Below are 23,113 nucleotides of genomic sequence, written 5' to 3'. Positions count from 1 at the left end.
CTTTAAACTTTTATCATATGTTTTTTCCTGCCATAGATAATCATGTAGTACACCGGAAGCAAAAGCAGTGCCAGTAAAGTAGACGCCACCAAGCCTCCCACGTTTACCAAAGCCAGTCCCTGCATCAGGGCACCGTTGTCTCCGAAGCCCATAGCCATAGGAATCATAGACAATACCGTAGTCAGGGTGGTCATCAAAATCGGCCGAAGTCTGGTGGCACCGGACTCTGTCAAAGCCTTTTCCAAAGGCATTTCCTGACGGTACTGATTTACCGTATCCACATAGAGGATTCCGTTGTTTACCACCGTTCCCACCAGCATCAAAAATCCCAAAAGGGAGGTCATGGACAGAGTTGCGTCAAAGAGCCACAAGAGTCCGAAGGAACCGATTAAGGAGAAGGGGATGGTGGTCATCACCATAAAGCTGAAGCGTGTAGACTCAAACTGCGCCGCCATGACTACAAAGACCAGGAAGACCGCAATGGCGATGGCACGGAACAAATCCGCAAACTCCTCATTCATACTTTGAGTCTGAGAATTAGCCACAACGGAAATATTCTCTCCCAGATTCTTGCTGACCAGGTCGTCAATCTCCGCCTTAGTATTGTTGTTGGCCTGCTCCGTATAATTTGCCGTAATCGTCGCCTGATACTTTTTATCTTCTCTTTCAATGCTGGCAGGGGAGTCCGCATACTTTACAGTGGCCAGACTTTCCAAGGAAACCTGCGCTCCTGTAGGCGTGGTAAAACGGATGGACTTCACTTTTTCCAGGTTATCGAATTGGTTCTTGGGATATGTCACCCACACATCCACCTTTTGCCCCTCCACCGTCATTTTCATCGCTTTTTTACCGGATAGATCGGTATTTAGGGACTGGGCAATCTGGATAGGACTTAAGCCTTCCGCCGCCGCCTTAATGGGATCCACTTTAACCTGCAAGAGGGGCGCTGCATTTTCCAGGCTGGAATGAATGCCGGTAAGGCTACTTTGCTTCTGTAATAAAGAAAGAATTTCATTACTCTTTCTTTGCAGTTCTTCCAAATCCGATCCCTGAATAATAATTTCATAGTTATTGCCGGAGCTGTAATCGCCACCGCTCATACTGGTATCGCTTACGGATTTTATACTTAAAACCTCCTGAGAACGGTTCTCCAGAGCCTTCTTCCATGCCTTTACCTTTTCCTTGGTTTTCATGGAACGATCCTTTTTCAGATATACCGTAATCGTAGGATCAGTGCTTCCTCCGTACAGAGCGGAAAGAGCGGAGCCTCCTGCCGTTGCGGTATAACGGTCCGTATCCGGATCCTTCGCCACCAGCTCCTCCAGCTCTTTTATTACCCTTTCCTTTTCTTCTATGGAAAGACCGGGCTTTTGGGTAATGCCGATTTCAACGGTTCCGGTATCAATATCCGCCATCAACTCTGTTCTGAGCTGTGTCGCCAGGAAGAGAGAAAGAACTAAAATTCCGGCTGTGGCTACAAGCACTACTTTTTTATGTCGTAGAAATTTACTGATGGTGTTTCTATAGGCATCCTGTAAAAGCCGAACTCCACGGTAAGCTATCGCCCGGCTGTTTTCCTTAGGCTTATAAAGGGTAAAGCATAGGGGCACAATGGTCACCGCGGAAATCAAAGAGGCCACCATACAGAAGACAATGGTAAAGCCAAGGGGCTTAAAGTATTGTCCGGAAATTCCCTGTAAAAATCCCAGGGGAAGGAATACTACACAGGTGGTAAGAGTACCTCCAAAAACTGAGGCTCCCACTACCCTGACAGAATCAATAGCTGCTTCCCTCAGACTTCTTTGCTGCTCTCCGTAATCGTCCATGGCACGGAAGCAGGCCTCCAATACTACGATGGAGTTGTCCACCATCATACCCACGCCCAAAACCAGGGCGGAAAGGGTCAGCATATTCAAGCTATAGCCCATGGCTCCCATAAAGACGACAGCTCCTAAAATCGCCAAAGGAATGGATGAACCTACAATTAGGGAGGCCTTTATATCTCCAAAGAAAAGGAAGATAATCAGCATAGAAATCACGATAGCCATAATCATGGTTTGAAATACGCTGGACAGGGAGCTCTTAATGCTGTCTGCAGAATCGGAAATCACATGAATTTCCAGATTGGGATTCTTTCCTTCCAGTTTTTTGATTAAGGCATTCACATCTCTACTCATGGCAATGTCCGACTTACTCTGCAGCTTATTTAAGCTTAAGGTAATGGTCTCTTCGCCGTTATATCGTCCTATACTGCTTTTATCCGAAAGAGCGGAACCCACTGTAGCCAAATCCGAAAGGGTCAGGGTATTTCCTGTTCCGGTGGTAATGGGGAGCTTTCGCAATTCCTCAATGGTGGAATAGTCCTGGGAGGTACTGATGGATAATTCCTGGTCTCCCACCTTAGTGTTTCCTGCCGGATAGGTAAACTTTGCAGCCTGCATCATTCCCACCACCTGTTCTATGGTCAAATGATACTGTTGCAGTTTTTCCGGGGAAAGCTCCACTCTTACATAGCTTTCCTGTCCTCCGGAAAGAGAAAGGGAAGCCACGGAGGATAATTTTTCAAACTCCGGCCTAATGTTGTTTTCTACATAATTATAAAGCTGACTCTCATTTTTATTGTTAATGGAGAGAACCATGCCCGGCCTTGCATTGATGTCCACCTCCATAATGCTGATGTCCTTGGCGTCCTCCGGCAGAGAGGATTTGATGGCATCCATCTTTTTCTTCAGGCTGTCATAGGCCTTGCTCATGTTCGTACCGTAATTGTAACGAACAATAACCATGGAAAAGTTCTCATTGGACTGGGATCTGACCTGCTTTACATCGGAAAGTAGGGAAACTTCCTCCTCAACGGGCTTGGTTACCAGCTCGTCCACATCCTCCGGAGAGGCTCCGGGATAGGTGGTAGTCACGATAAGGTAGGGGAAGTTCATATTGGGGAGCAGCTCCATTTTCATGGTGGTGAATGTAACGAAACCAAAGAAAATAAGGGTGATTACCACAAGAAAGGTGGTAACCGGTCGTCTTAAGACGAATTTCGTCATGGAAAGCATCCTTAGCCCTCCTTTCCGGTTTCCGTAGCGGCAGAACTAACTGCCCCAGTACTGCTATCTGTTTCTCCTGTCGTCTTTTCATCAGAAGAAGCCTCTGTTTCCGAGCTCTTCAGTCTTACCTTTGCGCCGTCATACATCTCGTTATTCCAGGAGCTGACAACTAAATCCTTCTCCGAAAGACCGGAAAGTATCTCCACCTTTTCTTCTCCCTGCAGGCCAAGCTCTATGAACTGCTTTTTGATGGTTCCGTTCTCCCCCTCTCCCTTTTCCAAAAGGTAAACATAGGGAGAGCCGTTGTCATAGTAAATCACGGATAGAGGAAGAAGATTTACCCCGGTTCTGCTATCCTTGGTTACGGTTAATTTCACCCGGCTTCCCTCAGGAAGAGAGGAATTCTCTAAATTAGCCTTCACGGTGAAAAGCCCGGTCTGGGCATTCATCACCCCGGAAATCTCGGTAATGGAGCCGGTATATTGTTCCTGTCCCTTCTCCACCTTCACTTCCTGGCCTAAAGACAGGTTCTTCATCAGTTCCTCTGTTGCGGAAAAAACAAGCTGCTGTTTTCCGTTCCCCATAAGGCTGGCAATCTGGGTGCCCTGGGGAATCATGGCATCCTTCACCAAAATGCTGTTTTGCAAAACCCCGTCTGCAGGAGCGGTAATGGTGGCAAACTCCACCTGGGTATCATAGTTCAGCTTTGCCGCCTTTACCTGGGCTTCCGCAGCCTTCGCCTGAGCATCCGCCGCTTCAAAATCCTGAGTGGAAATATCTCCCGAGGCTTGGAGGCTTGCTAAACGGTTTCTGGCGTCTGATGCCGCCTTCGCCTGGGCCTCAGCCTGCTCCAAAGTATATTTTGCTGCATCAATCTGCTTTTGATTGTCTAAACGGGCAATTTTATCTCCTTTTTTCAGCTCCGCACCATTTTCCGCATAGATTTCCAAAACCTCTCCGGAAACCTTGGAAGCCAACGCATACTGCTCACTGGCCTCAATGGTCCCCACCAAAGACTCTGTAATGAACAGGTCACCCTTTTCCACGGAAATGCCGGTAGCCAAAGGAAGCTGCGTATGTTCCACCTCCTCTTTAGGCTTTAACACACGCCTTCCTACCAAAAATGCCACTCCTAAAAGGATAAGCAACACGATTACAATTTTTACCCCTTTTTTCATCTCTACTCTTTGCCTCCTAACGCTTTTTCCAAGAGTTGAATCTGCTTTTGAAACACATAAAGAATCTTTTGCAGAAAAACTTCCCGTTCTTTAGTATCCTCCTCCGGCGATTCCTCTTTTCGCCCTTCTATGGAAAAGGCCTGTAAAAGGCTTAAGGACGCCAGCGAAAATGCGGTTTGAATCCCGATTCCCTTTTCCTCCTCCGATAGTGTCTTCGGAAAATAATCTTTGGGTATCGCCTCTAACACCACATCAATGTTGTCTCGTCTTCCCTGATCCATGTGACTTCTCATACTGGCTAAAGAAAGATTCTTTAAAAAGCCGGAGCGATAGAACATGGCAAAGCTGTCCTGCACAATTTGTTTTTTTCGAATCTTCACGATTTCGATGACCCACTCCTGAATACTTTGGAAAAAATTCCCATTATTGCGTGCCATGATTTCCATGAAATACCCTACTGCCTTATCTTCTTCCGCTTCAAAAAGATACACCAGCAAATCATCCTTATCCGGGAAATAGGTATAAAAAGCTCCTCTGGAAATCTCACTTTCCTGAATAATGCGATTAATGGATACTTTGTCATAATCATAGGAAGAAAATTCTTTTTTTGCCGCTTCCAAAATTCGCCTTCGTTTTTCTTCTTCCAAATTCAAAAATCTTAATGTAGGCATCTTTCCCCTCAATACATTCTGTGATGATTTATACTTTCTTATCAATGGCAGGCTGTCAGCTTTTACTTGAACGTAGACCGGTGACAGCTTGTCACTATTTTTACCAGCCCAGTATAGTGACAGCTTGTCACCCTGTCAAGAAGTTTTTTATTTTTATCTACTTTAGTAACACAGAGGATTGCACTTGCAAAAATGCAATTTAACCTTTACAATAAAGTGGCGTTTGTATACAGGATTTTTTAGAAGGAAGAAGCATGGAAGAACAGCAAATTCAGGCTTACGGAAAGATTAATCTATCCCTGGATGTTAAAAGAAAAAGGCCGGATGGATATCATGATGTATGCATGGTCATGCAGACCGTTAAGCTTCATGACCGGATTTTTCTGACAAGGGAGAAGACTCCCGGCATTCGCTTAAGCAGTAATTTGGACTTTCTCCCCACCGGCGAGGATAATCTGATGGTAAAAGCAGCAAGGCTTTTGACAGAAGAATTTTCCATAAAGGAGGGCTTATCCTTCCGACTGGAAAAGCGTATTCCGGTTTCCGGGGGAATGGCGGGAGGCTCCACAGATGCCGCCGCCGTACTGCATTTGCTAAATCGGGTATATGCTCTGGGTCTTAGTATAGAGGACTTGGAGAAAAGAGGAGTAAAATTGGGGGCGGACGTTCCTTTCTGCTTGCACAGGGGCTGCTATCTTTCGGAGGGCATCGGAGAAATTCTTACACCTCTTCCCAACTTACCGGCTTGTATTCTTCTCTTGGCAAAACCGGCATTTTCCCTGTCTACAAAGGCTGTTTATGAAGCCTTGAACGTAAGTGCCATTCCTAAAGAAGAGCATCCGGATGTGGAAAAGTTTCTGTATTTTCTGAAAAAAGGAGATTTATCAGAAATTACTCCTCTTATGGGGAATATTTTGGAAAAAGTCAGTATTGCCATGCGACCGGAAATACAAGTTCTTAAGGAGCGTCTCCTGTCTTACGGAGCGAAAGTAGCCTTGATGAGCGGTTCCGGCCCCACGGTCTTCGCTCTTTTTCCTTTGGAACATAAAGCCCGGGCGGAAAAAGCCTATCAGGCGCTTCGCTATGGCGAGGATCGACATTTAGCACAGCAGGTATATCTTACAGAGCCATGGGCAGAAGAAGGAGGTATAGATGAGTAGTGATTTTACCATTAATATGAACGAGTATCTTCCCCTACGGGATTTGGTGTTCAACACCCTGAGACAGGCAATTCTAAAGGGAGAACTGAAGCCCGGCGAAAGGCTTATGGAGATTCAACTGGCTGAAAAACTTGGCGTTTCCAGAACCCCTATTCGTGAGGCAATCCGAAAGCTGGAGCTGGAAGGTTTGGTCCTGATGATTCCCAGACGAGGGGCAGAGGTAGCGAAGATTTCCCACAAGTCTTTGCAGGATGTGCTGGAGGTTCGGGGTGCTTTGGAAGAGCTGGCTACAGACCTTGCCTGCCAGAGAATCGACGAAGAGCAGCTTGCAGCCCTACATAAGGCGGAGGATTCTTTTAAGAAGGCCGTAGCCACCGGCACGGAAATGGAAATTGCAGAGGCGGATGAGGCCTACCATGACATCATTTACAATGCCACCGGCAATAAACGTTTGATTCAGATGATTAACAATCTTCGGGAGCAGATGTACCGCTATCGTTTAGAATATATTAAAGATGAGGCTCAAAGAGGAACCCTCATCAACGAACATGAGAAGATTCTGGAAGCTATCCGTATTCGTGACATTATCCGTGCAAAGGCTCTGATGAAGGAGCATATCGATAATCAGGAAATGACGGTTTCCAAAAATCTGAATGAGCAGGAAGAAGCCGGTAAGAAATAAAGCAAGAATTCAGCAAAAAGATAGAGCAAGAAAATGGATTTCCCGCAATCCATTCGATAATACTTGTGAAGCATAAAAAAATACCTTGGAAGTAGCCCCCTTACGCCTTTCGGCAAGCTCTTTTCCAAGGTGTTTTTCTTTAACCTTTCCCGTTCTTTCTCTCCTAAACCAAGAAAGGGAAAGGCTCTTTACTCTTCTGTTTCGGGATTTTCATCATCCTCACTACGCTTCTTTACCTGGTAGCTCCAAAAGCCGAAGCTTCCCATAGCCAGTAAGGCGGATAAACCGTAGAATACCATATCACTATCATCCCCTGTGGCAATCTTTCTGGCCACGCCCAATACAGCAGGTACCTGACTGATGATTCCCTCGATGGGTTTTAGGATTTCTCTGCCCACTCCCAAAACACCGGGATTCTTGGGCGGATTACCGGGAGGATTTTCATTTCCTCCTTTCGGCCCAGGTCCGGGAGCCGGCGTGGAGGGGTCTCGATAGTAGCTGTTTTTAAACAAAAGCTCACCGGACTTATCCTCTTCTCCTTCTTTCTCCGCAAGGACAATGGCATAAAGATAAGGAGATACTTCATTTCCATTGTAGTCCTTGTTCTTACTGTGTACTTCAATCACAACGGAATATACCGTGGTGTCATAGGTAAAGCCTTCATGATTTCGCTGTTCCTGACGAACACGATAATGATACTCTCCCTCACTTAAAAACTGCATCTTTCCAAAGCTGAACTGCTCTTCCCCGGAGTCCATGTGGAGATCCATAATGTAGGGGTTTGGCAGCGGCGCATTGGGGCTTTCCACAGCTCTTTCTATATAGACGCGGAAATCTGACTGGGGAACCTCTTCTCCTGAAACAGAGATGGCAAAGGGAATCTGCACTTCTGCAGGCTTCTCCAAGCCGAAATTTTTCTTCTGTTCACTGGCACTGGAGACCAGTACCGTGGACTTCCCCGTCCCCATTAAGAGGAGGGCACATAGTCCCGCTAAGATTTTTTGACATTTTTTTCGAAACAAATTCCCTCACCCCCTTATGGGTTTATTCTGGCAAAGACAATCATCCTACCGTTGGTGGATGCAGATACACAGGTGGATAAGCTGATTACCTGATCCGTGTCTTTCATCCCAATATCTCTATACTGCTGTGCATTATTTTTGATGTAATCCAGAAACTCCTGCATATTCCCCTGTTTATCCATAACATTATAGATATAGGGGTCATAGGCATCTCCCTCAATACAGGCAAAGATCTCTAACTGCCTTGCCTTTCCGGGCAAATACAAAGTTCCTGTCTTATGTTCTTCAAAATAACTGTTATCGATGAACTCCATCACATCTCCGTACATTCCGCCGTTGTCCATATGATGTCCATAGGTCAGAATATAGGGGTCGGAAAAATCCGGCGCATTGTGATAGCTCATAAAAATGGATCCGGATAGGGAAAAGTTTCCCTCCACATCCTTATTGACGTATTCCATATCATCCTTTCCCTGTACCATAGGGTAGTCGATATTGGTTCCGTCCAGGGTAATCCAAGCTCTGGTATCTTTGTTTAAGGCTAAGAGTTCCTCAAAGCTTAGACTGCCATCCTCACTTACTACTGGTTTTAAGGACATTAAGTCATTGTTTAAAAATCCTTCTTGCATGGTCATATAGGTGTACCAAAGGGAAAATCCCCCGTAGCTCATGAGTAGAATCATTAGAATGGCAGCTAAGATGGTAATCATGCGATCTCCCAGCCTTGCCGCTCTCACCGCAATGTTCATATTTGCCTCTCTACTCTTGTATCCCGGGATACATGCAATACTTTTGTTCCCGAAAATCTCGCATCTATCCGGGATGACCGGGATGGATTGGGAAAAAAGGGATGAGGAAGAATCCGGGGAAAAGAAAAACCCTAAGGCTTTCCTTTTCCCGTCTCCTCTATCCTAAGTAGGGATAGACGACTTATTCCTCTTCCTTCTTCCGGTTAAAGAACATGAAGCCCATGCTTCCTGCCACTGCCAACATCATGGCATAAGGAGCTACAGTCAGTACTACACCGGTTGGTGTGATTTCATCAATGTGGTTGTGGTAAGCCACATGACTGTCCTTCTGTACTAAGCTCTTATCTCCGCCTCTTTCTGTAGAGTCATGTGTCGGTGCCACTATTTCAGTGGTTACCGCTGCAGTATCCGGAACATCATGTGCCACATCCTCGGAGAAGCGCACATCGGACTTAATGGTTAAAGCAGTATTGTTGTTCTCCTTTACATTATAGGTAGTGGTTTTTGGCAAACCGATGATTTCCAAAGATTGTCCGTCCTTCAGCTTTGCGCCTAATCCGGGGATTTCACTGGCCTTCTTAACGGTATAAGCAGTTGCTCCCGGCATCTTTACCTTAACCTGCAAATCCGCGTTGTCAAAGTTGACTGCTCCTGCTTTGTTATGAAAAAGGTTGACTGTGAAGGGAAAGAGATTATCCTTATTGATCATTCCGCTAATCTTCTTATCCACCTTCAGCTTTCTCGGAGTATAACGGGTATATCCCTGAGGAGTATCTCTCTTGCCCGTTTTATTGCCATCTCCGTCAAAACCGCTGTTCTTGTCTCCGGTATGCTTATTTCCTGTTGCATTGTTGGCAAGCAGAGTATCTCCACTGTGGAGAACATAGCCGTAGATTTCTCTTTCACCGGTAGCACTACCTTCCTTCAAACGTACATATACATCCAGGAAACGCTGAGTCTGGTAGGGTTTTTCCACACCATCCACGTTAACCTTCATAGCCTCCACGTCTCCTTTGTTGGCTCCATCTGCAGGTCCTTCTGTTACTACGAAGCGATATACTCCGGGAGTAGCAAAGGCAGCAGGCTTAAAGGTGATTTTTACTCCGTCTTTAAAATCCTTTAATGTACTTCCTTCCGTGCCGGCAAGGTTAAAGCTGTTGGCCTTAAATTCCGCCTTTAAATCACTGTTTCCCGTATCAATCTGGGAATCCTGTCCGGCTAAAACAATCATTTCCTGATTATTTTTATCTACAATTTTTGTTTTACCTACCTCAAATGCTGCTGATTCGGAAGCTCCGCCGACATTAATCTTCTGGTTGTTTGTGACTCCTGCAACGCCGTATGTCCATACCACATCCGGCTGGTCCACCATTTCATTGTTGTCAGTCTCTACACGGATTACCTTATCAAAGGAAACGGAATTTCCTAAAGTCTCTAACTTTCCAGCGGCATTTGCACTTACACCTACGTTAGCTTCATCCTTTCCATAATATACATTTAAGTTCGGATCAGTCTTGTTGACACTGGTGCTGGATGCGAATACCGGTGCGGCGGTGGAAAATACCATCATTCCGCTTAATGCCAATGTTGCTAATCTGTTCATGTTCTTCTTCATCATTAATTATCCCTCACTTTGCGTTCTTTATAAAAAATGTCTATGCAGACAATTTTTTTCATACTCTTTTTGCTTTCGTTTGCTTTCGTTTATTTTCTTACTAAGAAGAAATTCTTCTCTTTCTCCTTAGAAAAAGGAGCTATGCTTTTATAAAGTTTTAAGGGGACGGGGGAATCTCACCACGGGCTCTTCTTTTTCTCAGCGCCCTCGGTTCAGGCATAAATAGTGCTGAACTCTCTTTGCCGTATATTCTGTGCTCCCACGGGTGTTCCCCGGTCCTCTTACCGTATTTTCGAAAGAGTAGAGTGTATTGCAGCTACCCTCTTAAGCTCTTCCCGCCGGCGGTGCTTTGCCGCCTTTCTCTCCCCTCTTCGGGGGCTTTTCTCTGATTCCTCTATTTCTTATCTTTTTCATTTTTATAGCTCCTTTTTTTCTTAAATTATTTTGCTATGTATGTATATCGCGTTATTTTTTTAATATATAAGCAAAAAATCAAAAAATATTCTACTTTTGCAAAATAATTTTTATTTATAAGTTTTTTGCCCTAAAAAGGCCGATAAATGCACGAAAAAAGCCGCTATCTCTCGATAACGGCTTTTGTTAATAGATTTCGGTAATTCCTTATATTCATAGAATATGATAGGGAGGGAACTTTTGGAATGATGATGGGGAAGGATAATGGAGAACTTCCCGGAATATCCATCTTAGTCACTAAGCTTTCGTTCCTCACTACAGGTAAAGTAAAAGATCTGGCGGCTCTCAGCCAGCTCCTCCAATAGGGCTCTTGCTCTTGCTCCGTTTTTCTCATCCAAATGACTGAAGGGATCATCCAGTAATAAGAAGGCTTTTTCCTCCCGGAACATGGCATCAAAGATGGCCAGCTTTTGACAGAAACGGCAAAGATCCTGCAAACCCTCACTTAGATAGCCCTGCTCCCGGCTTAATCCTCTGTCCACAAAGCTAAGCTCCAGGTCCTCACTCATCTGGAATTGTAGGGGCTCTGTGCAGATGCTCTGAAAATACTTCTGAAAAGCTTCCAGAATAGGCTCCTTATATTGTAGGGCAAAACGCTCCTTGGCCATTTCCAGATAGGCTTTTGTTTTTTGCAAAAGATTGTAACGCTTTTCCAAGGCCTCCCGTTCTTCTTTTTTCTGTTCCAGAAGTCTTTCCTGTTCTTCCAAGAACTCCAAATCCCGAACCTTCGCTTCTCTTTCAGCCCGTTTCTTCCGAATCTCTTCCCTTCTTTCTTCCTCCTCTTTACGGAAAGCTTCCAGCTTTCTCCTGCTCTCCTCCAAGGAAGGGCCTTCCTCCCATTCCTTCTGTTTCTCTTCCAATAAAGAAAAGGCCTGCTCTCCTCCTTCCTCTTCCACGAAGCGAAGGAACGCTTCTTTTCGACCTGCTACTTCCATTTCTAAATCCTGCATATCTTCCAGCTTATGAAAACGGGAAAGAAGCTCTTCCAGGGAAGCAAAGCGTATTGCCTGTTGCTTTCTTTGTCTGGCCTCTTCCTCTTCCTGCTTTTCTTTCCATGTCCGCTTTTTCTGTTCTCCGCTCCACCAAAGGAAAAAGCAAAGACTAAGGAAAAGGATCCCCAGCAATAGGAATAGGGCTGATGGAAGTCCCAATGGCATACCGAAAAGCTTTCCGAAGAAAAGAAGAACAAAGAGTAGCCCCAGTCCTACCAAAGCGAAAAGCACTACAGGAGAAGTACTATACTGTCCCATTTCCTTTGTCCCATTCCCAAAGGTCTCGTTCTTCGAAGTATCTTTCTTTGCACGACTGGCACCGGGAACACTTGCTTCTTCAAGAGGCAACACTATTCCCTCTTCTTTTTCGGCCTCTACACCGTTATTCTCCCCGCCGGCTTCCGATACCTTTTCAATTTCCTTCTTTATAGAATGAATCTGCTCCTGAAGAGACTGCATTTCCTCCTTCCAAAGCAAGGTTTTCTTCTCCTCGGGAATTTCGGAAAAGCGATCCTGATAGTACCACTTTAAAGCATTTTCATAACGATACTCCGCCTTTTCCCATTCTTCCTTCTTCTGGGCATAGGACATCCACTTCCCCAAAGAATCCTTTTCCGAAATCCTTTGACTAAGTTCCGCCTCCAAGACCTTTCCCTCTTCCTTTCTCTCTGCCTCCTTTTCCGTAAGGGAAAGCACTTCCTTCTCTATAGAAAGAACTGCATTTTCCAAAGCTTCTTTTCCGTAAAGTCCGGAGGACAATTCCTCTTCCTGCATCTTTAACTTGAAAATGTTTCCGGTTCGACGGTTCGGAGACAGGGCATTGATGCCATCCTTAAGAATCGTCTGCACCTGCTGGAACTTCTTCATATCCTCCTGATCCTCCGCCACATTGCCAAGCTTGGCATGCATACGGGAGTTCATGGAAAAATGAAGATCCTCATGGCTAATCATGCAAACTCTTTGGAAAGACTCTGCGTCCAAAGAAAAAAGCTCTTCTCCGATATTTTCCGAATAATCCTTGGATTCCTTTCCGCTGTCCTCATCAAAAAGTCGGAAGCTGTCCTCAGACTTCTTTAGCCCGAAGCTTCTTTCCAAGCGATAACGCTTCTCTCCGATACGGAAAATGATCCGTCCTCCAAAGGATGCTCCCTGAAAGGGCATATAGTGCTTTCGCTCATTTTCCTCCAAGTCCTGTTTTCTATCTCCGGAAACCCCATAGAACATCAGCTTAAAAAAGTAGATAAAGCTGGTTTTTCCATAGCCGTTGTCCCAAAGGAAGCTGTTCTTTCCGGGAGAAAAGGAAAAATCCGCATCCTTCCATTTTCCGAATTGGGCAATGTGGCATGCTTCTATAATCATAGTTCTCCTCCCTGCAAAAGCCCCATTCCTAAGGCAATGATTTCTTCCTGCTCTTCCTTGGAAAGATTATCCGCAGCGGCCAACACCCGCAGGAATTCTCCCTTCAGGCTCTTCTCCTTCATGGCTTCTTCCCGGTTCCAGCTAAGCTCGCACTCATCCCGGATTTCCAGGAAAAATACGCTGTCCTGAAGCTGTAATTGCAGGTAACGAAGATTTCTCTCCTGCTCCAATCCCTTCTTTCCCTTTAAAATAATGCGAAGGCTGTCCTCTTTGGCAATGCCGGCCTTCTCCATTTCCACTTCTATCTTTTTCAGACAGGCCAAAGTTCCCTCATCTTCCAAAAGCTCAATCTCCAAAATCCGGAACTCCCCCTGCTTAATGGGGATAAATTCCTTTCGGATTTCCTTCTTCTCTTCCTCTACCTTCAGATACAGAAATCCCCTTTCCCCTTCCTCGTCAAAGCCTCTTCCTTGCAGGCAACCGGGATAAGCCCAAAGGGCGCCATTATTTAACTTGCCTTCTCCCCCCTTATGGATGTGCCCCAGGGCGATATAGGATAGGAGAAGCTTTTCAAGATTTTTCAGGAAAATGCCTTCCTCTCCCTGAACAGCCTCTCCTTTGGGCGTTCCCTGATACAGGGCACCATGAAGCAGGAGGATATTGCAGTCCTCCTCTTTTAGCTTTAGGAACTTGGATTCCTCCTCCGACTCAGATTCGCTTTTACTTAGCACTTCCGCTCCATGTGCATTTTCCTGTCCTACGCCTTGTTCGGCAGCTTGTCCGGCTCCCTGTGTAGCCCCTTCATTTTCACCAAAGGAAATATCCTTGGTGCCGTATTCCACCCCCGCCAAAAGTAATCTGTCATTTAAACGGTATTTCTTTCCTCTTTCCGAAAAGAGAAAGAGATTCTTCGGCAGATTTTCCTGATAGCGGAAGGTATTTTCCGTATCATGGTTTCCTCTTAAATAGAAGAAGGAAATCTCCGGATGCTCCGAAATAGTGGATAGGAAAAAGTCCATTGTTCCATGAGAAACCACCGGACTGTCAAAAAGATCACCGGCAATCAAGATGCCCTGTACCTTTTTTTCTACAGCAAAGGACAGCAGCTCCTTCCAAGCCATAAGCTGCTTTTGTCTCCTATTTTCCGCCTCTTCCTTTGTGAAGCGGGAGCGAAATGCACTATCCAAGTGCAAATCTGCGGTATGAATGAGTTTAACCATAGGGGAATTCCTTCTTTCTTAAGTACTGCAATGCCTCGATTACCGGTATGAAGCTTATCGTTTATTTCTCTACTGGCTTCGTTATTGACTTCTTTAGTGACTTCTTTAGTGACTTCTTTAGTGACTTCTTTAGTGATTTCTTTATTAATCTACTCGTTGCATTCTATTATAGCATCTCAATGGAGCGTTCCAAAATGCCTGTCATCTTCGCCATAGCCAGTCCGTAATTACAAATGGGAATCTTCTTTCGAAGAAAGTCCTGATAACGACTCTCCACTTCTTTTTCACTAAGCATGCAGGCTCCGCAGTGAATCATTATCTTCACCCGCTCCTGTTCCTCCTCCGGTAAAAATCCCTTGCCCTCCGAATATACAAACTGAAGCTTCTTTCCGCTATATTTTTCCAACATTCGAGGAAGCTTTACCGTACCAATGTCCCCACATTGCCGATGATGGCTACAGCCCTCTGCAATATAGACTCTGTCCCCATCCTCCAAGGTGGAAAGCGTAGCACAGCCCTCCAAGGCATAGCTTAGAAATCCCTTGTATCTTGCCATCAGAATGGAAAAGGAGGTCAATGGCATAGTCTTAGGAAGTGTTTGATTCACCTTGGAAAATGCCTGAGAGTCCGTAACCACCAGCTTGATTTTTTCACCCAAATTTTCCAGAATCCTCGGAAGCTCCTCCACCTGGCAGACCAGAGGAATTCCATTATAATCCAAAATGTCTCGAATCGCCATTTGTTGCGGTAAAATCAGTCTTCCTTTCGGAGCGGATTCATCAATGGGTGTCACCAGTACCACAAAATCTCCCGGCTCCACCAGACCGTGAAAGAGCCGCTTTTTCTCTTCCTGAAGGCTTGCTAAGGGTGCAAAGGCATTCTTTACTGCTTCTACCCCCTCCTTGGTTTCGGAAGACACTAAGAATATCCCCTGAAATGGCGTATCCTTTTTCCGGGAAATCCACTTCTCTATCCACTCCTCTATCCGCCCTCTTTCTTCCAAAGAAAGCTTATCTGCCTGGCTTAATAAGAGGAATGCAGGAATCTTATTTTCCTGAAAAAGTCTAAGGTAGGAGGCCTCCTTCTCCGGCAAGAAAAGGACTTCCTCCTGCCCCTCTATATCTAACAAGAAAAAACCTTCCCCCTGCTCCTCTTTCCTTGCAGGCAGAACGTCCTTGGCGGAAAGAAAGTCCTTTGCGGGAAGAAATAAGAGGGCAATATCCGTTTCCCGAAGCACCTCTTTGGTTCTTTCCACCCTCATGCTTCCCAGCTCCCCCTCATCATCAAAGCCCGGGGTATCAATCAGGAGCACCGGCCCCAAAGGAAGAATTTCCATGGATTTTCGCACCGGATCGGTAGTAGTACCTAAAGTCTCTGAAGTAAGGGACAGCTTCTGTCCGGCAATGGCATTAAAAAAACTGGATTTTCCCGCATTTCTCCTCCCGAAAAATGCGATGTGAATCCGCTCCCCCTGAGGGGTGTCCTGTAGACTCATCTTTTCCTCCTATAAGTAAAAAGCCTTAGCTATAGCCGTAAGCGCAAAAAAACATCCTCTATGAAAGGGGCTGTATAAAACGAGATATCGCACGATTTGCGCATGATACTCGTTATGAATCAAAAAAAATTTTCTAAGCAATATAGGTCTGAAATTGGGGGTACCTTCTCAGACTCCCCTGCATTCAGACCTATATCGCTTAACTTAGATTCTATATTGCTTTAGAAATAAAAGTCTCTCTTATTGGACTCGTAAATATTACTGATGTGATCCTTGGCAATGTTCCGTCGTTTTTCATTGGGGATGGTCAGAAGCTCTTTCTCGATTAAGTCTTCTCCGCACTTCTTGGTACCCTCACTGGCATAGTCGGTGAGGAACTCCGCCAAGGTCATAAGCGCATTGGGATGACAACAGTTTTGAATCTGTCCGGATTTACACAGCGCCATAAAGCGATCTCCGGTTCTTCCCTCCCGATAGCAGGCAGTACAGAAGGAAGGCAGATAGCCAAGATCCATCAGCCATTTTACCACCTCATCCAGGCTTCTCTGGTCAGAAACATCGAACTGCTCCGTATCATGGGGACGCTCCTCCTCGGAATAACCGCCTACAGAGGTTCTGGATGCTCCGGAAATCTGAGAAATACCGATGGATAAAGCCCTTCCTCTAACCGCTTCGGACTCTCTGGTAGAAATAATCATACCGGTATAAGGCACCGCAATCCGAATGCAGGCAATAATTTTTTCAAAAATCTCATCATCAATACCATTGTCAAACTGGCTGGGATCAATGTCGGAGGCCCTTTTCAGTCTGGGCACAGAAATGGTATGAGGCCCAACACCATGAACTGCCTCCAAATGCTCTGCATGCATCAGAAGCCCTGCAAACTCATAGCGGTACTTGTCCAAACCGAACAGTACACCAATACCTACGTCATCAATACCGCCCTCCATGGCTCTGTCCATAGCTTCCGTATGATAACGATAATCATGCTTCGGTCCGGTAGGGTGAAGCTGTTCATAGCTTTCCTTATGGTAGGTTTCCTGGAACAAGATATAGGTACCGATACCGGCTTCTTTAAGCTTTCGATAATTTTCCACGGTGGTTGCCGCAATGTTCACATTGACACGGCGAATGTCTCCATTTTTATGATGGATACTGTAAATGGTTTTAATACTCTCCAAAATATACTCAATGGGGTTATTAACGGGATCCTCTCCCGCCTCTAAAGCCAGACGCTTGTGCCCCATATCCTGAAGGGCAATTACCTCTTTTCGAATCTCCTCCTGGCTGAGCTTTCTTCTGGCAATGTCCTTATTCTTCGCATGATAAGGGCAGTACACGCAACCGTTTACACAGTAATTGGAAAGGTATAAGGGTGCAAAAAGCACGATACGATTTCCGTAAAAAGCCAGCTTAATCTCCTCCGCCAATTTAAACATTTTCTCGTTTAAATCCGGTAATTCGCAAGCCAATAAAACCGAGGCCTCCCGATGGCTCAAACCATCGCAATGGACTCTGCCCTTCTCATCATATACCGGCTTTGCCTTTTCCAAGATTGACTCTATATAAGCCCGGTCATTCTTATGCTCATCGGCAAATGCCAAAGTTTCCAGGATTTCTTCATGGGAAATAAATTCTTCTGCTTTAGTTGATTTTGGATTATAGATTGTACTCATAATACTCCCTTCTTCCGGTTCGACTTCCTTTTTAGGAAATTGTGTTTACGTTCCGTTCAGATTGGAAGGCATAAATGCTTTCACCTGATTAATAGACTATTTGATTTTTCTTATGCTTCTACTTTTGCTTTCTTTGCATCTCCTCTATCCACCAGAAGCTTGGCTCCTACAGACTCCATTCTTCGGCTTAAGCAGGCACGACACTGAGCCGCCTCATCACCGGTACAGATTTTGTTGTCATAGAGAAGATATTTTTTTCGCACTGCCGTGGGAGACAGATTGGGCATTAAGACATTTGCCCCTGCTAAAATTCCCAGTTCTCTTCCTCGTTTATCAATGGTTCCCAGAGCTGTGGTGGCGGGAATCAAAAGATTCGGTTGAATCAAACGCAACATGGATAGAAGAAAGAGGGTGTCCTCCAAACTACCCTGCTTTTCCTTTGCGAAAATGGTACTATGCTGGGGAATGAATGGGCCAATCCCGCACATATCCGGCTTAAATTCCTGTATAAAGTACAGATCCTTTGCCAAACTTTGATTGCTTTGTCCCGGAGAACCTACCATGAAACCACAGCCTACCTGAAAGCCGATATCCTTTAGATCCTGAAGACAACGCATCCTGTTTTGAAAAGATAATTCCTTTGGGTGAAGCTTTTGATAATGGGCTTCATCCGCGGTCTCATGCCGAAGAAGATAGCGGTCTGCTCCGGCCCGAAAATACTTTTCATAGGATTCTTTGGATTTTTCCCCAATGGAAAGGGTGATCGCGCAATCCGGAAACTCTTCTTTGATTGCCTTTACAATCTCTACAATCCGCTCATCCGTAAAGTAGGGATCTTCCCCTCCCTGTAAAACAAAGGTACGAAATCCCAGTTGATGTCCTTCCCGACAGCAATCCAAAATTTCTTCCTTTGTCAGGCGATAACGCTCCACCTCTTGGTTTTCCCTCTGAATCCCGCAGTAGTGACAGCCGTTCCTGCAATAGTTGGTGAACTCGATTAATCCTCTGGTATACACCCCATTGCCATAGTATGCTTCGGTACACTCCTTCGCCAGGTTCTTCACCAGCTCCTCATCCTCTTTCGTCCTATTCGAAAGAATCAGCTCATATTCTTCCAAAGACAAATGATGGGTTTTTTGTAGCTGACGAAGCAAATCTGCTACTTTACTTGCTGGCATAGGCAGTTTTTACACTGATTTCCGGGATGTTCCCAATCTTTCCCGCCAAAGCGGAAATCGTGTCATTGGGGGCATCCAGAGCGATGGATACAATGTTTACTCCCTTCTTCTCATAGGGCAATCCCATTCTCCCTACGATATAGTCCCCATATTCATGAAGAAGATGATTCAGCGTATCCACGGACTCGCGATTCTCCACAATAATCGCCATTACCGCAATTCTGCTTTCCTGTTCCATAATTGAACCTCCTTTTAGATATAGTTCTGTCTGATTATTTTATCATATTGCCAAGGGTGAGGCTATAGGGAGATTCCAAAATCATGCTTCAATCCTAAACTCCAAAAGATGTCCTAAAAGCTCCTCCGCCGGTACAGCGAATTCCTCTGCAAGCTCCTGCAAACGTTCATCGATCAAATACTTACTTTGCCTTTGATAATGCATTAATCGCTCTCCGTGGAGAAAGCTTTCACTGATTCCATTGGCCTTTGCCCCTAACTTCCGCATCATACCGATAGAAGCTTCATTGTCCGCATCCACCCGTCCTCTATAGACAGACTCTCCGGTACGGCGCTTTAAGGCCTTCATCAAAAGTCTTAAGCTTTCTGTACCGATTCCCCGTCCTTGATATTGTTTTTTCAAGGAAATGCACAATTCCCAAGGGTTTGCCTGTAGATTTCGGATTCCACAATAGCCTAAGAATAGTCCATTAAAAGAAAATATACTGTAATAGGCTCTATTCCTATAATGGAAGCTGTTCCAAAGATTCTTTAAAAATCTTTGATCGGAAAAGGCCGCCTTAAAGAAGGAAGTATCATATTCCACCTCCATATAATCCTCCCTATCTTCCTCTGCAATTCCCAGCAAACAAAGGCTTTCTCCCTCCGCCAGAAGCTCCCCTTCCCTCGGCAAAATGCTTTCATCAAAAGCAGGATTCCTCTCCTCCAGAACTTCTTCCTCTGCGAAATGAAGTTCCTCCTCTAGTGCAGAAAAGAGGCTGCAAAATCGCTCTGCTGCCCCTTCTTTCTTGTCACCCTGTTCAATTTTTTCGATTTCTTTCAAACCTTCCAATATTTCCGAGAACAACATCTGTTCCTTCAAGTGAATATTTCTGTCCTCCTTCAGTACTTTCATAGCCACCCCTCTCTGTAGGTCGCCGTCCCACGCTCTATAATTCTCCAAGCCTTATTGCCGGAGAATATTTCTATACCGAAAAGGCTATCTTTCTAGCTTTAGGATACACCCAAGAGTATGGGATTTCTACACTTTAGAGCATAAAAGTTTTTTGCAATCCCGCTAAAGGTTTAAATTATTTTTCATATTATTCCAAAATACATTTTCATGGATTTTCTATGTTTATGAAATTCAAGAAATGAAAGGACTGTAAACCAAAAAGTATATATAGTTTTCATGCAGTATAGGTCTGAATAGGGGCAATCTGAGCCCGCCGGTACTTGCGAAAAACAAAGATACTGTAGTTTTTCGCTTAGTACCGATGCAGGGCGAGGTTAGCGGGAGCGTGCCCCTATTTTAGACCTATACTGCATGGAAACTTATTATTTCTATGAAATCCCTTTATTTCACATTTAGACATAGAAAATCCTTTGTCCTGCTGCCTTCTTTAAGCGATTCATTAAGGCAAATCCTACTCCTTCTTCGGAATAGCACTCTCCCAAAATCAATTCCGCTCCCTCTTCATCTGCCTTACGAAGCAGTCGAAACAAATTATGGGTCATGGATAGGGGTTCCTCTCGCCTCCCTAAAATTTGCACTGTAAAACGACCATCCCCCTCATATAGGGACGCAGTATCCTCTCCGCAAAGAATCCAGATCCTTTTCTCCGGAGATACCGAGAGTTCCTTCTCTCCATAAGAAAGGATGGCTTCCGCTACAGACTTTTTCACCTCTTTCTCCGGGCAATCAGAAAGTTCCATTCCCCCATAAGAAAGGATAAATTTTGTGATTTCCTCTTGCCCTGACCTTGTCTCATCTTCTTCCTTTTTCTTAAAGAGTATCATCTCCGCCTTAGGCGCATAATGCCGGTACTTCATGCCGGGAGCCTTTGGGGTAAAGCCCTCTGCCATGCTCTTTCCCAATAAAGTCGGGTCAATGGCCACCTTTTCCCCTAAAACCTCTTCTAAATCCTCTACCGTAATAGCTCCCGGACGAAGCAGGGTGGGACAGTTTTCACTTAAATCCACAATGGTGGATTCTACCCCGATGCCTACTGCACCATCCTCTAAAATCCCCTCAATTCTCCCTCCCAAATCTTCAAATACATGAGAGGCCTCTGTAGGACTGGGTCGCCCGGAAAGATTTGCGGAAGGTCCTGCAATGGGAAAGCCGCAGGCACGAATCAGGTCGAGGGTTAAGGCATTTTCCGGAGAACGTAGAGCTACGGTTTCCAGTCCTCCTGTACTTTCTTTGGGCACCAAGTCGGACTTTGGCAGTACCAGCGTCAAGGGTCCCGGCCAAAAGGCTTCCATTAGCTTCTTTGCCTTTTCCGGTAAAGCCTTCACCAAAGGATAGACCTCTTCTATAGAGGAAACGTGCAAAATCAAAGGATTGTCGGAGGGTCTACCTTTAGCGGCATAAATTTTTTTTGCCGCCTCCTTGTCTAAGCCGTTCCCTCCTAAGCCGTATACAGTTTCCGTAGGGAAAGCCACTAAGCCTCCCCCCTTTAGAATCTCAGCGGCCTCTGAAATCCCTTCTTTTCCAAAGATTTTTGTCTTCATCCTGACGCCTCTATTTTAAGATGTTTTTTCTTCTAAATTCAGAATAGACCAAAAGCCCTGAGGCTCCTGTCCCAGCTTCCAAGCCGCAACACCTTGAATGCCCTTTTCCCGAAGCAGGCTCATCTTTGCTTCCATGGACTTTTCATCCTCCATCCAGATTTCCTTTTTCTCATTTCCATCCTGAATCACGCCGTAGTATTGACCAATATCCTCTTTCCACTCTAAAGGAACATTTTTCTCTGTAATCCATTCCTTGGCCTTTGTGATGGAAAGAGCCTCAGAACGGAGCTTTCCGTTTGCATCGGTAATCCACACTCTGGTATAGAAAGGAAGGGCGATAATCACCCTGTTCTTATCCATCTTCGCAGCACTTTCGTCAATTCCCCTCTCCACATAGCTTAAAGAGGACACGGAGCCTGCTTCCTCGGATCCTGCATAATGCTCGTCATAGCACATAATGACCACATAGTCGCAAATTTCTCCCAGCTCCTTGATATTGTAGTAAGCATTATAAGAATAGGGAACATAGCAATCCACGCTCAAAAAGAGCTCCTCGGTACGGCAGGCAATGGACAGCTCCCGCATGAATTCCAGATAATCTCTGGCTGCGCTTTCCGGTAAAAGCTCAATGTCCACATTGATACCGTCAACCTGCTTTTCCTTTAAATCCTTGACCAGATTTTCAATTAAAGCACTTCGATGCTTTGCCGCAGAAAAAAGCGCCTTGGCATCCACCTTTCCCGCATCAAAGTTATTCAGGGTGGCAAATACCTTCTTTCCTGCTGCATGAGCCTTGGCTACATAGTTGGCATCGCTATAAGAAATAAAGTTCCCGGCATTGTCGGAAAGCACATACCAGGTAGGCGCCACAATATTTGCCTCAGCTGCATTGGGAAGCAAAGTATCCAAAGTATTATTGGCTTCCCGGGTAGTAATCTGGTGGAAGGCCAAAGTCGGATGGACTCCTTCTCCCATACTTTTATGAGAATAAACCGGAGCCCGGAAGTCGGAGCTCTTTTCAATCTCCACCTCATCCCCTAAACGACTGTTTCGAAGATAACCGATAAAGCCGTCCTTGGTTTCCACCTTGGACCACTTCTCCATTTTTTCTAAAACAAGAACCTTATCCCCCTTTTCCAGGTCCGTAAGGATAGGACTCTTCACTCCACCCTGCACACGAACCGCCTCTTTAGCCGTTAAAGTCGCCTGCTTTTCTTTGCCAAAAGCATTGTAAAGGAAGACTCTCTTATGCTCCGCATCCGTAAAGCTTTCTACTTCCAGGGCAGTATGGGACTGAATCAGAGATAGGCTGAGGAAAATGTTTTTCCCGTCCACAAAATAGGGAAGCTTTCCATCCTTTCCCTTTTCTCCCGGCTGATAGATTTCCACAGAATCCGGCAGGGCATAGCGGAGGGTTTTCTCATCATCGTCATAATAAAAACGAATATTTAACTGCTTTACCACAAAGCCATAGGGGAGATAGACCTCTCCATCCTGCATTCTTCCCAGAGTCAATACGGAATCCTCTACCTGTTTTTCATGGTTTAAATACAGCTCCACATTGTCTCCGGATACGGAAAAATAGCTGTTTAAATCCGCTCTGGCCTTAGTGGGCATATACTTCTTCACATAGTAAAAAAGACCAGCCCCTGCAAAAAGCAAAATGAAGCAAAAAAAGATCAGAAAAAAAGGAAGGAGACTCTTTCCCCCACTCTTTCCCCTTTTTCTGCTCTGTCTTTCTCTTTGTTCTTCCATTCCTTACCCCTTCTATACTTTCATCAGCACGGTTCATTATTCCAAAGAAACTATTTTATTATACAAAAATCCCCCCTTTTCCCCATTAAGAAAAGGAGGCATTTTCC

17 protein-coding genes are annotated in these 23,113 nt (G+C 45.2%); 2 read left to right on the top strand and 15 right to left on the bottom strand.

The genetic code is table 11. The features are described 5' to 3' along the window. Positions 1–2: 2 nt before the first annotated feature. Genes RYO92_RS09160 through RYO92_RS09150 form a run of 3 tightly spaced genes read right to left on the bottom strand, consistent with a single transcriptional unit; the run spans position 3 to position 4,896 of the window. Positions 3–3,056 carry an efflux RND transporter permease subunit gene (locus RYO92_RS09160; RefSeq protein ID WP_315370188.1) on the bottom strand — a complete coding sequence of 1,018 codons (3,054 nt, stop codon included), beginning with the start codon at positions 3,054–3,056 and terminating at the stop codon, positions 3–5. A gap of 2 nt (positions 3,057–3,058) precedes the next feature. Beyond that, positions 3,059–4,225, bottom strand: a complete 1,167-nt coding sequence (locus RYO92_RS09155) for an efflux RND transporter periplasmic adaptor subunit (protein ID WP_315370187.1) — start codon at positions 4,223–4,225, stop codon at positions 3,059–3,061. A 2-nt stretch (positions 4,226–4,227) separates the two neighbouring features. Further along, positions 4,228–4,896 (bottom strand): TetR/AcrR family transcriptional regulator, encoded by a 669-nt coding sequence (locus RYO92_RS09150; RefSeq protein WP_315370186.1) that lies wholly within the window; start codon positions 4,894–4,896, stop codon positions 4,228–4,230. Positions 4,897–5,150: 254 nt separating this feature from the next. Here RYO92_RS09150 and ispE point away from each other — a divergent pair, with 254 nt between their 5' ends. Both ispE and RYO92_RS09140 read left to right on the top strand, forming a co-directional pair. Then, a complete protein-coding gene (ispE, locus tag RYO92_RS09145) occupies positions 5,151–6,056 on the top strand; it encodes a 4-(cytidine 5'-diphospho)-2-C-methyl-D-erythritol kinase (RefSeq protein ID WP_315370185.1) in 906 nt (301 codons plus the stop codon). Beyond that, positions 6,049–6,738: a GntR family transcriptional regulator gene (locus tag RYO92_RS09140; protein ID WP_308578708.1), complete on the top strand. Its 690-nt coding sequence runs from the start codon at positions 6,049–6,051 to the stop codon at positions 6,736–6,738. Before ispE ends, RYO92_RS09140 begins: the two co-directional genes overlap by 8 nt. A gap of 188 nt (positions 6,739–6,926) precedes the next feature. On the opposite strand, the gene RYO92_RS09135 is transcribed toward RYO92_RS09140, so the two are convergent. From RYO92_RS09135 to RYO92_RS09080, 12 genes are all read right to left on the bottom strand, one after another. Then, positions 6,927–7,760 carry a Spy0128 family protein gene (locus RYO92_RS09135; RefSeq protein ID WP_315370184.1) on the bottom strand — a complete coding sequence of 278 codons (834 nt, stop codon included), beginning with the start codon at positions 7,758–7,760 and terminating at the stop codon, positions 6,927–6,929. Between the two features lie 14 nt (positions 7,761–7,774). After that, on the bottom strand, positions 7,775–8,509 hold the full coding sequence (gene srtB / locus RYO92_RS09130) for a class B sortase (protein ID WP_308578705.1): 735 nt from the start codon (positions 8,507–8,509) through the stop codon (positions 7,775–7,777). A gap of 181 nt (positions 8,510–8,690) precedes the next feature. Continuing rightward, positions 8,691–10,127 (bottom strand): DUF7601 domain-containing protein, encoded by a 1,437-nt coding sequence (locus tag RYO92_RS09125; RefSeq protein ID WP_315370183.1) that lies wholly within the window; start codon positions 10,125–10,127, stop codon positions 8,691–8,693. Positions 10,128–10,828: 701 nt separating this feature from the next. Further along, on the bottom strand, positions 10,829–12,949 hold the full coding sequence (locus RYO92_RS09120) for an ATP-binding protein (protein ID WP_315370182.1): 2,121 nt from the start codon (positions 12,947–12,949) through the stop codon (positions 10,829–10,831). After that, positions 12,946–14,169: a metallophosphoesterase family protein gene (locus tag RYO92_RS09115; protein WP_315370181.1), complete on the bottom strand. Its 1,224-nt coding sequence runs from the start codon at positions 14,167–14,169 to the stop codon at positions 12,946–12,948. The genes RYO92_RS09120 and RYO92_RS09115 overlap by 4 nt, the downstream gene beginning before the upstream one ends. A 166-nt stretch (positions 14,170–14,335) precedes the next feature. After that, the gene (locus RYO92_RS09110) at positions 14,336–15,664 is read right to left on the bottom strand and encodes a GTP-binding protein (protein WP_315370180.1); all 1,329 of its coding nucleotides are present in this window, start codon (positions 15,662–15,664) and stop codon (positions 14,336–14,338) included. 221 nt (positions 15,665–15,885) lie between these two features. Further along, complete coding sequence (gene hydG, locus RYO92_RS09105; RefSeq protein WP_315370179.1) at positions 15,886–17,340, bottom strand: [FeFe] hydrogenase H-cluster radical SAM maturase HydG; 1,455 nt, start codon at positions 17,338–17,340, stop codon at positions 15,886–15,888. Positions 17,341–17,450: 110 nt separating this feature from the next. Continuing rightward, positions 17,451–18,518 (bottom strand): [FeFe] hydrogenase H-cluster radical SAM maturase HydE, encoded by a 1,068-nt coding sequence (gene hydE, locus RYO92_RS09100; RefSeq protein ID WP_315370178.1) that lies wholly within the window; start codon positions 18,516–18,518, stop codon positions 17,451–17,453. After that, positions 18,505–18,756, bottom strand: coding sequence for a TM1266 family iron-only hydrogenase system putative regulator (locus RYO92_RS09095; RefSeq protein ID WP_007157078.1), 252 nt, complete (start codon positions 18,754–18,756; stop codon positions 18,505–18,507). Before RYO92_RS09095 ends, hydE begins: the two co-directional genes overlap by 14 nt. A gap of 81 nt (positions 18,757–18,837) precedes the next feature. After that, a complete protein-coding gene (locus tag RYO92_RS09090) occupies positions 18,838–19,650 on the bottom strand; it encodes a GNAT family N-acetyltransferase (RefSeq protein ID WP_314327993.1) in 813 nt (270 codons plus the stop codon). A 452-nt stretch (positions 19,651–20,102) separates the two neighbouring features. Further along, on the bottom strand, positions 20,103–21,251 hold the full coding sequence (locus tag RYO92_RS09085) for an L-threonylcarbamoyladenylate synthase (RefSeq protein ID WP_315370177.1): 1,149 nt from the start codon (positions 21,249–21,251) through the stop codon (positions 20,103–20,105). Positions 21,252–21,266: 15 nt separating this feature from the next. Next, positions 21,267–23,006: a glycosyl hydrolase family 18 protein gene (locus RYO92_RS09080; RefSeq protein WP_315370176.1), complete on the bottom strand. Its 1,740-nt coding sequence runs from the start codon at positions 23,004–23,006 to the stop codon at positions 21,267–21,269. Positions 23,007–23,113: the final 107 nt, after the last annotated feature.

Origin of the sequence: Oribacterium sinus, assembly GCF_963553175.1 — a bacterium.
Taxonomy (GTDB): domain Bacteria; phylum Bacillota; class Clostridia; order Lachnospirales; family Lachnospiraceae; genus Oribacterium; species Oribacterium sinus_B.
Note: the sequence above shows the minus strand (reverse complement) of the source record. Positions and strands in the feature narration are given on the sequence as shown.